Here is a 14,206-nt window from a genome sequence, read left to right as displayed (position 1 = left end):
GCATTACAAAATGCGGTCCTTCTTGTATAAGTGCTTATCTATTACACTCAAACCAAGCCTTATTCAAAAGTTTAACAGCTGGTTCAATTTCATCTAATGTTATTCCTCCAAATCCTAAGACAACAGTGCTGTCTAAACTATTCTCAGGGCATTTCCAATACTTTGATGTGGGATATACTTTTACACCTGACATATAGGCTCTCTCAATTAGTTCCTCTTCCGACATAGTTCCTTTTACTTGCACTAAAAGGTGAAGACCAGCATTCATACCATAAATAGTAATTCTATCTCCAAACTCTTTTTTTAGATTTTCAACTAATGCATCATGTTTTTTCTTTTGCATTCTATTGGTTTTTCTAAGATAACTTTCCCAGTGTCCCTCTTTCATAAAAAGCTCTAGAGTTTTTTGAATAACAAAGGGAACAGAAGATGGGTAGCCATCAAACATCCTAGTAAACTTGTCTACCATACCTTCAGGAAGAATCATGTATGACAAACGAAGTGTAGGAAATAAAAATTTTGAAAAGCTTCCTATATATACAACTTTATCACTGCAAAGAGATTGAAGAGATTGCACTGGTTTTGTGTTATACCTGAGATGGCAGCTATAATCATCCTCAATAATTATTGAATTATTTTTATGTGCCCATTCTATGAGCTCAAGCCTTCTAGAAATAGGCATTATAATTCCTAAAGGGTACTGATGTGATGGAGTAACGTAAACAGCTTTAGCATTTGTAAAGCTTAATTCCTTCACATTTAGACCAGAGGAATCTAAGGAAATAGGCTTAACATCAAACCCATGGTTTTCTAGTGTAAGACGGGTTATGTGATGTCCTGGCTCTTCAACTGCAACTGTGGTAGTAGTACCTCTGATAAGCTGACAGAGCATACTTAAACAATAATGTACGCCAGATCCAATAAAAATTTGATCTGCTGTGCATTTTACACCTCGATAATACTGAAGATATTTCAATATTTCTTCTCTAAGAGAAAGCTCCCCAAAAGTTGGACCATAGATTGTCATTTCATCGGCAAAATCTCTCAAACACTTATTTGTGAGTTTTTTCCATTGATCTATAGGCAGCTCAAATTGATTTAGTTTTCCATATCTAAAATCATATTGAGTTAATGTATTCTGATTATCAGTTACTGCAGGCTTCTCATAAAAAGTTTCTCTTGTAATATGAACAGATGAAAAATCTAAGTTTTCAACATAATACCCATTGCGGGGTTTACTAATTATATATCCTTCTGAGTATAGCTGATTGTAAGCCATATCTACAGTGTTTCTACTTACACGTAAATCGGTGCATAGTTTTCGACTTGATGGAAGTTTGCTGCCGGACTTTAAGTCGCCACTTAAAATTTTCTCTCTAAACTGTTGATATAACTGAATATATAGTGGAACGTCAATTTTATCCTTTAAAACAAACATAGACTCACATCCTTTTAACCTTAAACTGTCATCAATTTTTGACCAAGTAACTCTATATTAATAATTTAACGTACTATTTTGGATTATGTCAAATAAATATTTAAATTTATGGATAGTTGGCCCTGTTGTTTTTGTAAAATCTGGCACTTTTATATATAAGAGGAGTATTTTACAATAAAATTATGTTAAATTTTTAATTAAGAATTCTACAAGCGATTGTAAAAGGTATATAAAAAGGTGGTGTAATAATTGGACATCAAACAATTAAAGTATTTTTTACAGGTTTGCAAACATAAAAGTTTTTCAAAGGCCGCTAAAGAAATTTATATTACCCAGCAGGGGTTAAGTAAGGCAATTAGCAATTTGGAAGAAGAGATTCAGTATCCTTTATTTTATAATACAACTAAGGGGATTAGAATAACAAAATACGGAGAATATTTACGAGAACAATCAGAGCATATTGTGCAGGAGTTTGATTTAATTTTAGAAGGGCTCAATAAAATGGCTAATATCAATGAGGGAACTTTAAGGGTGTGTTTTTCCTTTGGGGTTCTCAATGCGCTGTCACCGGATATTATTCCAGGCTTTTGCGAAGCTTATCCCAACATTGAATTAGTTGTAAAAACTTATCCAGATTCAATTTGTGAAGAAGTTGTCATGAATGAAAATGTAGATTTAGCACTTTCAATTGGTCCTATTAACAAAAAAAATTTTCATTCTACTATTATTAAAACACAGTATCCTTGTATTCTAGTAAATGAAGAAAATCCATTATCAGAAAAGACGGCAGTTGACTTTAGTGATTTAAAAGATGAAAAGTTAATTATTCTTAATGAAAAATTTCATTTTTATCATAACTTCATTAACAAATGTAAAGAGTCAGGTTTTGAACCAAACATAGTTTTTACTACTTCAGAAGTTATCACAGTACACAAACTAAGCCATCTTAATAAAGGTACGGGGGTTAGTGTGGACTTTATTACCAATGATATTAGTTATCCAAATGTCTATTCAATTCCTTTCAAAGATCCTTCTTTTGTGTGGGAAATCTGTTTAATAACTAAAAAGGATAGATTTATGTCCAATTTAGTTAAAATATTTACAAATTATATTCTAAATCATTAAACTTTAAAATATTTAGATATAATAAAAGTTGATTTTCTTCTCATACTAGTGCTATTGTAGAACGTAGTGGAAAATGCTAGAAGGGAGTGTAAGAATCATGAATAATATAGGATTAGTACTTGAAGGGGGAGGGATGAGAGGATTATATACTTGTGGTGTTTTAGAATATTTTATGGAGAAAGATCTATATTTTAATTATATTATAGGGGTTTCAGCTGGAGCCAGTAATGCAGCTTCGTATATATCAAAACAAAAAGGAAGAAATATAAAAGTAAACACAGGGTTCCTGAAGGACTGGAGATATATGAGTTTTAGAAGTCTTGTATTAAAGAAATCATTTTTTGGCATGGACTTTATTTTTAAAGATATTCCTGATAAGTATGTTGAATTTGATTATGAAACCTTTCATAATGCACCATGTGAATTTCTAGTGGGTGTAACTGATTGTAAAACCGGAAAACCGTTATATTTCAATAAGAAGGATATTAGGAGTGAAGGATTTGATGTTTTAAGAGCTTCATGTTCACTGCCACTTATGTCACCAATCGTTAATTTGAAGGGATATGAGCTTTTGGATGGTGGGATATCAGATTCTATTCCAATTACAAAATCAATTAAGGATGGTAACGATAAAAATATCATTATTTTAACTAGGAATAAAGACTATAGAAAAAGTCCGTTAAAATTTGCAAACTTAATAAAAATGAAATATAAAAAATATCCTCTATTAATAGAAACAATGATGAATAGGCATAAGAAATATAATGATACCTTGGATTACATAGAAAGATTGGAAGAAGAAGGTAAGGCAATAGTTATAAGAGCTTCTAAAGAATTAAAGGTTGATAGATTGGAAAAAGATCCAGTAAAGCTTCAAGAACTATTCCAAAATGGATATGAAGATGCTCAAAACGCTTATAAGAGGATTATGGAGTTTATTCGATGAATAGAATGTTGTTCACACAGTTGACAATTAATATAATTGTAACTATAATGGTTACAAAGAAATGATACAAATAAAAAAATTGAATCTTAATATATTCAATTTTTTTTACCACTGTTGTAACTTAAATGGTTACGATTATGAAAAAGGATAGTACTTGAACAAATGCAGATAATATATATGCGCAAGGATTATTACTAGATATAATAAGGAGATGAATTTGTAATGTCATTAAAAAATTAAAGTATATTCAGATTATGTTTGCCCATTTTGTTTTTTAGCTAAAGTTCCTTTTGAAGAAGCAATAAAGGGAAAGGATGTTGAAGTGGAATGGATGCCTTTTGAATTACGCCCAAGTCCTGCACCTAAGATAGACCCAATGAACGATCCTTCTAAGCTACAGTCATGGGATAGATTTATAAATCCAACTAGCAAAAGCTTAGGAGTTAATATGAAGTTGCCTAATGTTTCACCACATCCATATACAGATTTAGCTTTTGAAGGATTTCATTTTGCTAAGGGACAAGGTAAGGAAAAAGAATACAATGATAGAGTGTTTAAAGCATTCTTTCAAGAAGAACAGGATATTGGAAATATTGATGTATTAACTAAAATTGCTGCAGAGATTGGATTAGATGAAGGTGAATTTAAAGAATCTCTAGCAACAAGAAAGTACAAAGAAGTTCAGCAAAAAGCTCTTCATCATGCATACAACGAGGCAGAGATTACCTCTGTTCCAACCTTTATAATAGGTGACAAACGACTACAGGGTTTTAATAGCAAAGAAATATTTGAAAAGGCTATTAATGATGAATATAAAAAAGGGGTATAGTTTACCCCTTTATCAAGTGATTCTTAGGTTCAGATGGAGTTTGCTTATAAGGATGACTTTCTCCATCTGAAACTTAGAAGAACTTATCCAGGCACGTAGCAGTGCTTATCCCCCGCTTTGATAGAAGATGGGGGTGTTAGCAATGGTAGTGATCGGATAAAAATCAGACTAGATATTCTTGCATAGTATTAAGGACTACGGGAATACCTTTTTTTATTTTATCTTCATTCACTTTACTAATACTTATTCTAAAATAATTATCACTTTTATAGTCATTCAAGAAACACATATTTGTATTTAATAATTCTATATTTTTATTTTGTAAGGAACTAATTATTTTATCATATTGTATAGGACTATCTACATATATACAAGAGAAGTATCCAGAATTAGGAATATTCCATTTTATCTTAGGATACTGAAGGGATGACACAATGTTTTTTAAATAAGTCAATCTATCACAATATAATTTACTCATCTTTTTTCTATGAATATCAAACATGCCGCTTTTTAAATAGATCTCAAGAGCACCTTGAGATAAAATTGGACTATTCATATCTGTCCATTTTTTATAACCTAGAAAAGTATCCATCAGCAGCTTAGGTAATATAAGAGTTGCAACTCTTAAACCAGGCATAAGAATTTTTGAATAACTTTTTAAGTAAATAACCTTTCCGGAAGTATCATAAGCAAAAATAGGATCATTTTTTTTATCTGTTTCTAAATCTGCGACAATATCATCCTCTACAATATATACATCATATTTTTCAGCCATTTTGACAATTGACTCTTTCTCTTGTCTATTATAGGAGTTCCCAGTGGGATTATGAAACCTAGGAATAGTATAAAAAAACTTAATATTTCCATACCTAAACATATGCTCTAGTTCCTCTAGATTTATACCATTAAGTCCTCTTTCAATTCCTAATGCAGAAACATTATTTAATTCTAGGGATTTTATCATTCCATAATAAGTAGGTTGCTCAACAAGAATGTTAGACTTACCATTTGGAAAGGGCATAATTGATAATATGTTTAATGCTTGTTGAGAACTGGAAGTTATAACAATGTTATCTGGTCTTGTGAATATTTGATATTGCTGCAAATGCCTTGCTAATGCTTTTGTTAATGAGTTTAACCCTCGAGGATCTGAATAAGTAAAGAGAGTTTCTTTATATAATTCTATTGATTTATTCAGACAATGCTGAAAATCTTTATAAGGAAAAGTTTCAACGTCTGGAACTCCTGATGAAAAGTCAATGATTGCATTTTCAAAGGAATTATTATTATTAAAATCTTCCAATAGATAGTATCCACTCTTTGGTGATGAATAAATAATATGATCTTTTTCAAGTTTATCGTAAGCTTTTAAAACTGTACCAACACTGCAATTAAATTGTTGAGATAGTGATCTTACAGAAGGTAATCTTTTTTGATATTTAAAATTTCCTGTTAAAGCTTCATTTTTAACATAGTCTATAATCTCCTCATATTTTAACAATTTAAGCGACTCCTTTGCTTTTGTACTAGCACAGAATATGATTTTATTTCTTGGCATATAAATTATACTATAATATTATGAATATGTAATTAAACTTTTTCTATGAAGAATTGAAAATAATAACATCATATAAGGTATAATTTAAGCATGAAGTAGGACAAGTCGAAGTGATGATTGTAATATTGACTATTGTTTTATTTAAAGAAGAGGAGAGAGTAAGTTATGAATAAACCAGAACTTTTAGCTCCAGCAGGGAATTTAGAGAAGCTTAAGACAGCTATAAATTTTGGTGCTGATGCTGTTTACCTTGGGGGCAGCAAATTAAATCTAAGAGCCTTTGCAGATAATTTTACTGCTGAAGAATTAAAAGAGGGAATTGAATTTGCACATTCTAGAGGTAAAAAAGTTTACGTAACAGTAAACATATTTCCTCATAATGAGGATTTAGTAGGATTAGAAGACTATCTTAGGGAGTTATATGATATTGGAGCTGATGCCATACTAGTTGCTGACCCAGGAATTATTATGACCGCAAAAGAAATAGTGCCTAATCTTGAACTGCATTTAAGCACCCAAGCCAATACTGTAAATTATAAATCCGCTTTATTTTGGCACAATATTGGCGTTAAAAGAGTGGTTATGGCAAGAGAAATGAGCATGGAAGATTTTAAGAAGCTCAGAGAAAAACTTCCTGAAAGCTGTGAAATAGAAGCTTTTGTTCACGGCTCAATGTGTATGGCATACTCAGGCAGATGTATGCTTTCAAATTATCTAACAGGTAGAGATTCAAATAGAGGGGTTTGTGCACAGCCATGTAGATATAAATGTCATCTAGTGGAAGAAAAGAGGCCAGGAGAATATCATGAAATTACTGAAGATATTAATGGAGCTTATATACTGAATTCAAAGGATTTGTGTATGATAGAACATATTCCTGAGCTTATAAATGCAGGAATCAATTCTCTTAAAATTGAAGGAAGAATGAAAAGTACATTCTATGTTGCGTCGGTAGTAAAAGCCTATAGAGAAGCTATTGATAAATACATAGAAGATCCAGAGAGTTATAGCTTTGAGTCTAAATGGATGGACTATCTTCTAAAGCCTAGTCACAGACATTATACTACAGGTTTTTATTTTGATGAAGAGATCAGGCAGCATTATGAAAGCTCAGCATATATTCGGGACTATGATATTGTAGGAATTATAAAGAGCTATGATAAGGAATCTCACATTGCAACTATAGAACAAAGAAATAAAGTTTACAATGGAGATACCGTTGAAGTTTTAGTTCCAAAGGGAGAGAACAAGATTATAAGGCTTCAAGATATGAAAAAAGAAAATGGCCAAGCTATAGATAGTGCACCTTCTGCACAAATGATTTTTACGATTCAGTGTCAGGAAGAATTGAAGGCTGATGATATGCTTATTAAGAGCAAAAAAGATAAATAATGAAAAGATTATTATATACCAATCTACTATATTTTTGAAATGGAGATGATAATTGTGAAGATTGCTTTAGCACAAATGAAAATAGGTGAAAATGTAAATGAAAACTTTGAAAAGACCTTACAGCTAATTGAAGCTGCTGCAAAAAATGGAGCGCAGTTGATTTGCTTTCCAGAACTACAATTAAGTCCATTTTTCCCACAGTATGAGGGAGTAGATGTATCAAATTATGTACTTTCAATTGATGATGAAAAAGTAAAAAAAATTCAAGAAAAGTGCAAAGAATTCAATATAATAGCAGTTCCAAATATATACTTAAAAGAAAATAACAAATATTATGATACCTCATTACTTATTAATGCAGATGGTAAGATAATGGGAGGGTCAAAAATGGTTCATATTATGAGATGTCATCAATTTTATGAGCAAGATTATTACTCCCCATCTGATACTGGATTTAGAGTATATGATACTCCCCTTGGAAGAATAGGTATAATAGTATGCTTCGATAGACATATAGCGGAAAGTTTCAGGCTATGTGCTTTGCAAGGAGCTGATTTAATAATAATTCCTACTGCAAATGTTAAAGATGAACCATTAGAAAAGTTTGAGTGGGAGCTCAGGATTCCTGCTATGCAAAACAACATTTTTATAGCAATGTGTAATAGAGTTGGAAAAGAAGGAGAAATGGATTTTGCAGGGGAGTCAATAGTTGTTGATCCAAACGGCGATGTAGTTGTAAAAGCTGATGACAAGGAGCAAATACTCTATGCTGAAATTGACATAACTATGGTACAGAAATACAGAGAGCAAAGGCCTTATATAAGTTTAAGAAGACCTCAAGTTTACTCTAAAATTTGTGATACCAACACATATGTTTTTAAGTATCCTCAGGAAACAGAAAGAAATAGCAACGATGAATTGTGGAATAACCTAGAAAAATTGTTTGTTAGTGATTAATGTTAACTGGTATTTAAAAAGCATTAATAAGTGATGCACTAAGTCATTATTGGAATTATATTAATGGCAAAAGGAATATTTATCCGATGTCTACCCTCCATGAATAAAGGCTTCTAAGCTTCAGATGACAACTGAAGCTTAGAAGCCTGTTTGCATATAGAAAATAATTATAGATGCAGCGGATTATATTACAAAATATTATAGAGCTACAATAATCCTTATAAAATCTAAAAACCTGTACTCGATAGTATAAACTTAGAGCTAAGATTTATCAGGGGATATGGAAGGTTTAAAGAAATAGTTGTATTGTCAAAACATCCTTTTCTAAAGAGTTGGCCTCATCACTGTTAACAAATCTGGCACTGTTTAATGTATAGTTTGATATCTATAATAGGACTGTGTTAACACCGGGAAAATAGGAATATTTTTAGATTAATTAGGAGCTGGAGGTAAAACAAATGAATAGGGAAGTTAGTATTAAAGAAATTACAAAAGAAGAACTTTTAGATAAAGTTCAAGATAATGCAGAAGAACTTTTTAGAAGTGGTACATTTTTCTGCAGTGAATCGGTGGTACAAACGATTAACGATTTATTAGGCCAACCATTCGATAGCAATGTCGTTAAATTAGCAAGTGGATTTCCTATAGGTATGGGTAAAGCCGGTTGTTTATGTGGTGCAGTTTCAGGTGGGCAAATGGCTCTTGGTATGGTATATGGTAGAGTTAAAGGTGAAGCTATGAATGAAAAAATGTTTGAAAAAGCTAAAAAACTTCATGACTATATTAAAAATGAATACAAATCAACATGCTGTAGAGTAATCACAAAGGAATGGACTGGAGATAATTTTCAAAGTGAAGGAAGAAGGCAACACTGTATAACAATCACTGGAAAAGTTGCAAGATGGATTGCGAATGAGCTTATTGAAGATGGACAAATCCAAGTAAAATAGCTAAATGGATTAAGAATAAAGGCATTAATATCAAAGTGCGAAGGAGGAGTAAAATGAATTATTCAGATAAGAGTAAACTTGAGTTTTTTGGCGGAGAAAAAATCTCTTTTTTACCTACTGTGATTTATATAGGGATAGCTATGTTTTTAGCTTTTAATTATGATTTTCTATCAATGAAATCTGTTATAGTAGGTGGTTCGGCTGGTATTCTTGTAGGATTTTTATTTGCAAAAGACAAAGAAAAATACTGGGAAGTAATTATCTCTGGAATTATGCAACCGGGAAATGCTAAATTGCTATTTACTTTTGTATTTATGGGCTGTTTTACAAAACTACTATCTTATGGGCAGATAGGGCAAGGATTTGTGTGGGTTAGTCAGACTTTAAATTTGAGCGGTGGTACAGTTGTTTTATTTATATTTCTAGCTTCCATGGTCATTTCTATGGGGTGTGGAACACCAATTACGGCAATTTATGCTATTGTACCTATTCTTTATCCTCCAGGAATTATTTTAGGTGCAAACCCAGCTGTTCTATTGGGAGCTATTATCAGTGGAATTTTTTTAGGCGATAATATATCACCTAGCTCCCAAATAACTGCAACGGCAGCAAGTATGCAAACAAATAGCGTTACGGGAATTCCAGCGGATCCTATTACTGTTTTAGCAGATAGGATAAAATACGTCGTATTTGCAGGCTTAATTGCAGCAATCTTATTTTATATGAAGACTAATGGTGCAGAAGCAGTACAAAGTAATATTTCAATTGGGAAACTATCTAATCCAAAGGGATTATTGATGTTAATTCCATTAGGAATTTTGTTGTTAGTATGTGTCAAGACAAAAAATTTACTTAAAGGAATAACACTTGGAATTTTATCAGGCCTTGTGATTGGATATGCAAGCGGATTGTTTGGACTAACTGGTATTGTTAATGTTCAAAAAGGAAATATCAGTGGAATTTTATTTGAAGGTGTATATAGCATGGTAGATGTGGTTATCGGCATGATGATGTTATTTAGCATGATTCAAATTATGGTCAGAGGAGAGGGAATTCAGAAAGTTAGTAATTGGATAACAAAGTTTAAATTTGTACAAAGTCCTATAGGGGCAGAATTGGTTATTGGAGTTAGTTGTATAGTATCGAACATTTTGTTGTCTAGCATACCATTACCTGCTATTTTATTAATCAGTTCTTTTATCAATAACTTAGGACATAGGGCCAACTTACATCCTTCCAGAAGATCCTATTTCTTAGTGGGAATGATGCATAATTTGAGTGTAGTTATACCGTTTAGTAGTGTTTTTGTGATGAGTGCTATGACTATGGCTCAAGGATTAAATCAACAATATAAATTTACTAACGTAAAAATAAGTGGTTTTGATATTTTTTCTAATAGCTACTATCTTTTAGCCATGACATTCATTGGACTTCTATGGATATTTGTTGGGTTAGGAAGAAAGTATCAATCAGACAATAAAGAAACTTTAGCCGAACAAGTTATGTAATAATATTTGAAGACTATGGGGCGTTACATTGAAAATCTATAAATTAAAAGGTGTACTTATACTGAAATGTATAGGTACACCTTTTAATTTATTAAAATTCCAAAATAAAAAGTTTAATTTTCAACGAAAATATGATATAACCATATTTAATATTTGGATGCAGTCTTTATTTTTTTAACAAATCTCTAATTTCTTCAAGTAATAAAACTTCTGGTGATGGTTTTGGAGCCTCTTCTTTAACAACTTCCTCTTTCTTTTCTCTTTTAAGTTTATTTATTAATTTTACAAATAAGAAAATAGAAAAGGCAATAATTAAGAAATCAATAGTGTTTTGAATAAAATTTCCGTAATTAAGGGTAACTGCCGGTACGCTGCCGTGAGCTTCTTTAATTGTAAATTTTAAATATGTAAAATTAACCCCACCGGTTAAAGCACCTACAAGGGGCATAATAATATCATTAACCAAAGAAGTAACTATTTTTCCAAAAGCACCACCTATAACAACACCAATAGCTAAATCTAGTACATTGCCCTTTATAGCAAATTCTTTAAATTCCTTCAACATATAAAAACCTCTTTCAATCATCTTTAGTATTTTTAATGTATTGATATTAACATATATATTATTAACAGACAATATAAAGTTGAACCTTCAACAAAACTAGTATATAATGAGTAAAGTTGAAAATTCAATTAGTTTTCAAGGAGGTAAAGTACATTTGAAACTAAATAGTTATATTTTAAGAGAAATAGGAGCCCTTGCTAGATGTGTGCAATCAATAAATGATATAAAGCTTAAAGAAGTAAAACTGCAAAAAGGACAAATGATTTTTGTAACTAGAATATGTGAAAATCCAGGAATTAATCATATAGATTTATCAAATATTTTAAAAGTTGATAAAACCACTACTACTAAGGCTGTACAAAAGCTAATTGAGGCGGGCTATATAGATAAAGTAAGAGACGAAGAAGATAAGAGAATGTGGAGACTTCATCCTAGGCAGAAAGCTTTAAATGTATATCCAATGCTTGTAGAAGTAGAAAACAAGAACATTGAAAGCTGCTTTAGTGATTTTAGTGAAGAAGAGAAAGAGATGGTCTATAAATTAGTAAAAAGAATGGCCGAGAATATTGAAGATGATTGGAAAGAAATAAAAAGTTTTTAAATATTTTCAACAATTGAATAATAGGACGCCCCAAAGTGAATAGTTTCACATTTATTGGGAAATTAATCCCCTTTTATCATGCCAGCTATGATATAATTATTATTAGTAAAGTTAAAATAGTGACTTTTATTATATAAGTTCGCTAGAGTTATCTTTATTATATGGTAAAAATGAAGTATCTAGGATTATATCAGTTTTTTAAAAGCAAGAATTGATTAAGGGGAAAGTGTTATGTTTGAAAGGGATAGAATAAAGTTAAAATCAATTGGTGATATAATAATTGGAATAATGCTTGCAATTTTGGGTGTAACAAGTATTACACGTGGCGAGGGTGTTTTCCTTGGATTGATATTTGTGCTTATAGGTATTGTGACCATATGTTCTCATCTCTATGATATTTTTAGTAAAAAAGAGATTTCGCAGTATCAAGCTAATGTTGAAGTAACTGATTCTTATCAGGGAGAAGAGAAAAGTTTTGACGAAAAGCTGAGAAAGCTTAAAGCACTTAAGGAGGATGGAATTATAAGTGAGGAAGAATATAAAGTAAAAAGAAAACAAATATTAGATGATAAATGGTAGGCAAGCAATTGAATTTTACGGTATTTTTATGTCTTACTTCAAATATTATATTTAATATCAAGAGCAGAAATGCTCTTTTATTTTTATCTTATAATTTTTATAATGGGTAAGCCAAAAAGATAATGTAATATGACATATTGTTGTCACATTCATAGTGGTATTATTATAGATATAACTAATGAAAGGAGTTACCAACATGAATGACTCAGGAGAAATTATAACTTTAAATAAAGAAAATATTGATGCTGAACACATTTGCTGTGCTATATCAGATAAAAAATGTACTGAAGGATACCTGAAGAAAAAGGAATGGCTAAAACAACAAGTTTCAAAGGGGTATGTATTCAAGAAATTTAATGTTAAACATAAAGTCTTTATTGAATACTGTCCATCTGATATAGCTTGGCTACCGATTACTGCACCAAACTACATGGTAATAAATTGTTTTTGGGTTGCAGGGCAATATGCAGGAAAGGGATATGGGAAAAGGCTTTTAGAGAACTGCATGAAAGACTCTATAGATAAGGATGGAATTGTAGTTCTTACAAGTAATAAAAAGAAATCATATATTTCAGATAAAAAGTTCTTCATAAGGCAAGGCTTTGAAGTTTGCGATACAGCTCCTCCATACTTTGAGTTGCTAGTTTATAAAAATAATCCTAATGCCATAAGCCCTACCTTTAATCAATCTGCTAAAGAAAATGTCTGCAGCAATAAAAATGGCTTAACAGTATATTATTCAAACTGTTGTCCTTTTACCGAATACTATACCAATACAGTGTTAAGAGAATTGGCAAGTAGAGAAGGCATATCATTAGAGATTATTAAGATTGATAATAAGGAACAGGTGAATGATCTGCCATCAGCTTTTAGTATTTACAGTGTATTCTATAAGGGTAAATTTATTACTCACGAGATTTTAAATGAAACAAAATTCAATAAAGTCATAGATGGTATAAAGAATGGTGTATACTGATATGGAAATGAAGTAATATAATTTTTTATTAAGATTTAATATAAATCAATTAATCTAAGAAGCAATGATAAAAAAGTAGAAATATTATTTTCAAATATATGGTATAATTATTTTAGAATATTTTGTTCATACTTGTAATTTATTGTAGCTTAACATGAAGAAGAATAATTTTAGATGGAGGTACGGTATAATGAATAAAAGTAAAATTAAGTTAACTAAAGAGAAAAAGGAAGAAATGGTTTCTGCAATAAAGAATTATTTTATAAATGAAAGAGAAGAAGAAATAGGTGATTTGGCCTCAAATTTGATGCTAAACTTTATTATTGAAGAATTAGCACCAGAGTTTTATAATCAAGGAGTTTACGATTCTTACAAATATATAAATGACAAAAGTGAGGATTTATTGTCTATTCAAATATATTAACTTATATAGTCTTTACAATTATAATATAACATTCTTGCTATGTATAAAGATAAAAATTGAAAAAAGTATATAATCTAGTTAAATTTTCTGAAAGCCTGGACGTAGACTTATGCGTTTTGGCTTTTTCTTATATAAAATTTGAAGAAATATAATGCAAAAAAGTGTTGACTCTCTCCTTCCGTGATAGTGTGATGTAACTGTATAGAAATAAGATATGAATAATGTTCTATATAATTGAATAATATGATATTATGAATTACTCTATTTAACATAAATGTTTTAATATAACATTGGGGTGTGATATAATTCTTCTATAATGTAAGCCACAATAGTAAAATAAAAGGCTCTTCTAATTTAG

14 protein-coding genes are annotated in these 14,206 nt (G+C 30.7%); 11 read left to right on the top strand and 3 right to left on the bottom strand.

Features of this window, described 5'->3' with window-relative positions; genetic code table 11:
• Positions 1 to 34: 34 nt before the first annotated feature.
• Positions 35 to 1,438, bottom strand: a complete 1,404-nt coding sequence (gene pdxR, locus I6U51_RS03820) for a MocR-like pyridoxine biosynthesis transcription factor PdxR (RefSeq protein ID WP_211141277.1) — start codon at positions 1,436 to 1,438, stop codon at positions 35 to 37.
• Between the two features lie 249 nt (positions 1,439 to 1,687).
• Between pdxR and I6U51_RS03815 the strand changes: the two genes are divergently transcribed.
• From I6U51_RS03815 to I6U51_RS03805, 3 genes are all read left to right on the top strand, one after another.
• Complete coding sequence (locus I6U51_RS03815; protein WP_211141276.1) at positions 1,688 to 2,563, top strand: LysR family transcriptional regulator; 876 nt, start codon at positions 1,688 to 1,690, stop codon at positions 2,561 to 2,563.
• A gap of 97 nt (positions 2,564 to 2,660) precedes the next feature.
• Positions 2,661 to 3,509 (top strand): patatin-like phospholipase family protein, encoded by an 849-nt coding sequence (locus I6U51_RS03810; protein WP_211141275.1) that lies wholly within the window; start codon positions 2,661 to 2,663, stop codon positions 3,507 to 3,509.
• Positions 3,510 to 3,744: 235 nt separating this feature from the next.
• A complete protein-coding gene (locus tag I6U51_RS03805; protein ID WP_343069531.1) occupies positions 3,745 to 4,338 on the top strand; it encodes a DsbA family oxidoreductase in 594 nt (197 codons plus the stop codon).
• Positions 4,339 to 4,501: 163 nt separating this feature from the next.
• Here the strand turns inward: I6U51_RS03805 and I6U51_RS03800 are convergent, their stop codons facing one another.
• Positions 4,502 to 5,839 carry an aminotransferase-like domain-containing protein gene (locus I6U51_RS03800; protein ID WP_211141274.1) on the bottom strand — a complete coding sequence of 446 codons (1,338 nt, stop codon included), beginning with the start codon at positions 5,837 to 5,839 and terminating at the stop codon, positions 4,502 to 4,504.
• A gap of 222 nt (positions 5,840 to 6,061) precedes the next feature.
• Between I6U51_RS03800 and I6U51_RS03795 the strand changes: the two genes are divergently transcribed.
• The 4 genes from I6U51_RS03795 to I6U51_RS03780 all read left to right on the top strand — a co-directional run bounded on the left by I6U51_RS03795 (position 6,062) and on the right by I6U51_RS03780 (position 10,703).
• Positions 6,062 to 7,288, top strand: coding sequence for a peptidase U32 family protein (locus I6U51_RS03795; RefSeq protein ID WP_211141273.1), 1,227 nt, complete (start codon positions 6,062 to 6,064; stop codon positions 7,286 to 7,288).
• Between the two features lie 54 nt (positions 7,289 to 7,342).
• Entirely contained in the window at positions 7,343 to 8,245 is a 903-nt protein-coding gene (locus tag I6U51_RS03790) for a nitrilase-related carbon-nitrogen hydrolase (protein ID WP_211141272.1), read from the top strand.
• A gap of 458 nt (positions 8,246 to 8,703) precedes the next feature.
• Positions 8,704 to 9,195, top strand: a complete 492-nt coding sequence (locus tag I6U51_RS03785) for a C-GCAxxG-C-C family protein (RefSeq protein ID WP_211141271.1) — start codon at positions 8,704 to 8,706, stop codon at positions 9,193 to 9,195.
• Between the two features lie 53 nt (positions 9,196 to 9,248).
• Complete coding sequence (locus tag I6U51_RS03780) at positions 9,249 to 10,703, top strand: Na+/H+ antiporter NhaC family protein (RefSeq protein ID WP_211141270.1); 1,455 nt, start codon at positions 9,249 to 9,251, stop codon at positions 10,701 to 10,703.
• Between the two features lie 166 nt (positions 10,704 to 10,869).
• Here I6U51_RS03780 and mscL read toward each other — a convergent pair whose 3' ends face one another.
• A complete protein-coding gene (gene mscL / locus I6U51_RS03775; protein WP_211141269.1) occupies positions 10,870 to 11,268 on the bottom strand; it encodes a large-conductance mechanosensitive channel protein MscL in 399 nt (132 codons plus the stop codon).
• A 154-nt stretch (positions 11,269 to 11,422) separates the two neighbouring features.
• On the opposite strand from mscL, the gene I6U51_RS03770 reads away from it, so the two are divergent.
• From I6U51_RS03770 to I6U51_RS03755, 4 genes are all read left to right on the top strand, one after another.
• Positions 11,423 to 11,869, top strand: a complete 447-nt coding sequence (locus tag I6U51_RS03770) for a MarR family winged helix-turn-helix transcriptional regulator (protein ID WP_343069486.1) — start codon at positions 11,423 to 11,425, stop codon at positions 11,867 to 11,869.
• A gap of 231 nt (positions 11,870 to 12,100) precedes the next feature.
• Complete coding sequence (locus I6U51_RS03765; protein WP_211141267.1) at positions 12,101 to 12,448, top strand: SHOCT domain-containing protein; 348 nt, start codon at positions 12,101 to 12,103, stop codon at positions 12,446 to 12,448.
• 196 nt (positions 12,449 to 12,644) lie between these two features.
• Positions 12,645 to 13,424: a GNAT family N-acetyltransferase gene (locus I6U51_RS03760; protein ID WP_211141266.1), complete on the top strand. Its 780-nt coding sequence runs from the start codon at positions 12,645 to 12,647 to the stop codon at positions 13,422 to 13,424.
• Between the two features lie 190 nt (positions 13,425 to 13,614).
• On the top strand, positions 13,615 to 13,848 hold the full coding sequence (locus I6U51_RS03755; protein WP_211141265.1) for a DUF2164 domain-containing protein: 234 nt from the start codon (positions 13,615 to 13,617) through the stop codon (positions 13,846 to 13,848).
• The last annotated feature ends 358 nt before the right edge of the window (positions 13,849 to 14,206 follow it).

Origin of the sequence: Clostridium aciditolerans (assembly GCF_016316925.1) — a bacterium.
Classification (GTDB): domain Bacteria; phylum Bacillota; class Clostridia; order Clostridiales; family Clostridiaceae; genus Clostridium_AM; species Clostridium_AM aciditolerans.
The sequence above is the reverse complement of the archived record's forward strand: the minus strand, read 5'-3'. Positions and strand labels throughout refer to the sequence as shown.

Coding starts and splice junctions, on each gene's coding strand:
- mscL (WP_211141269.1), bottom strand. CDS start 11,268: ATGTTGAAGGAATTTAAAGAATTTGCTATAAAGGGCAATGTACTAGAT.
- I6U51_RS03795 (WP_211141273.1), top strand. CDS start 6,062: ATGAATAAACCAGAACTTTTAGCTCCAGCAGGGAATTTAGAGAAGCTT.
- I6U51_RS03765 (WP_211141267.1), top strand. CDS start 12,101: ATGTTTGAAAGGGATAGAATAAAGTTAAAATCAATTGGTGATATAATA.
- pdxR (WP_211141277.1), bottom strand. CDS start 1,438: ATGTTTGTTTTAAAGGATAAAATTGACGTTCCACTATATATTCAGTTA.
- I6U51_RS03810 (WP_211141275.1), top strand. CDS start 2,661: ATGAATAATATAGGATTAGTACTTGAAGGGGGAGGGATGAGAGGATTA.
- I6U51_RS03755 (WP_211141265.1), top strand. CDS start 13,615: ATGAATAAAAGTAAAATTAAGTTAACTAAAGAGAAAAAGGAAGAAATG.
- I6U51_RS03780 (WP_211141270.1), top strand. CDS start 9,249: ATGAATTATTCAGATAAGAGTAAACTTGAGTTTTTTGGCGGAGAAAAA.
- I6U51_RS03785 (WP_211141271.1), top strand. CDS start 8,704: ATGAATAGGGAAGTTAGTATTAAAGAAATTACAAAAGAAGAACTTTTA.
- I6U51_RS03760 (WP_211141266.1), top strand. CDS start 12,645: ATGAATGACTCAGGAGAAATTATAACTTTAAATAAAGAAAATATTGAT.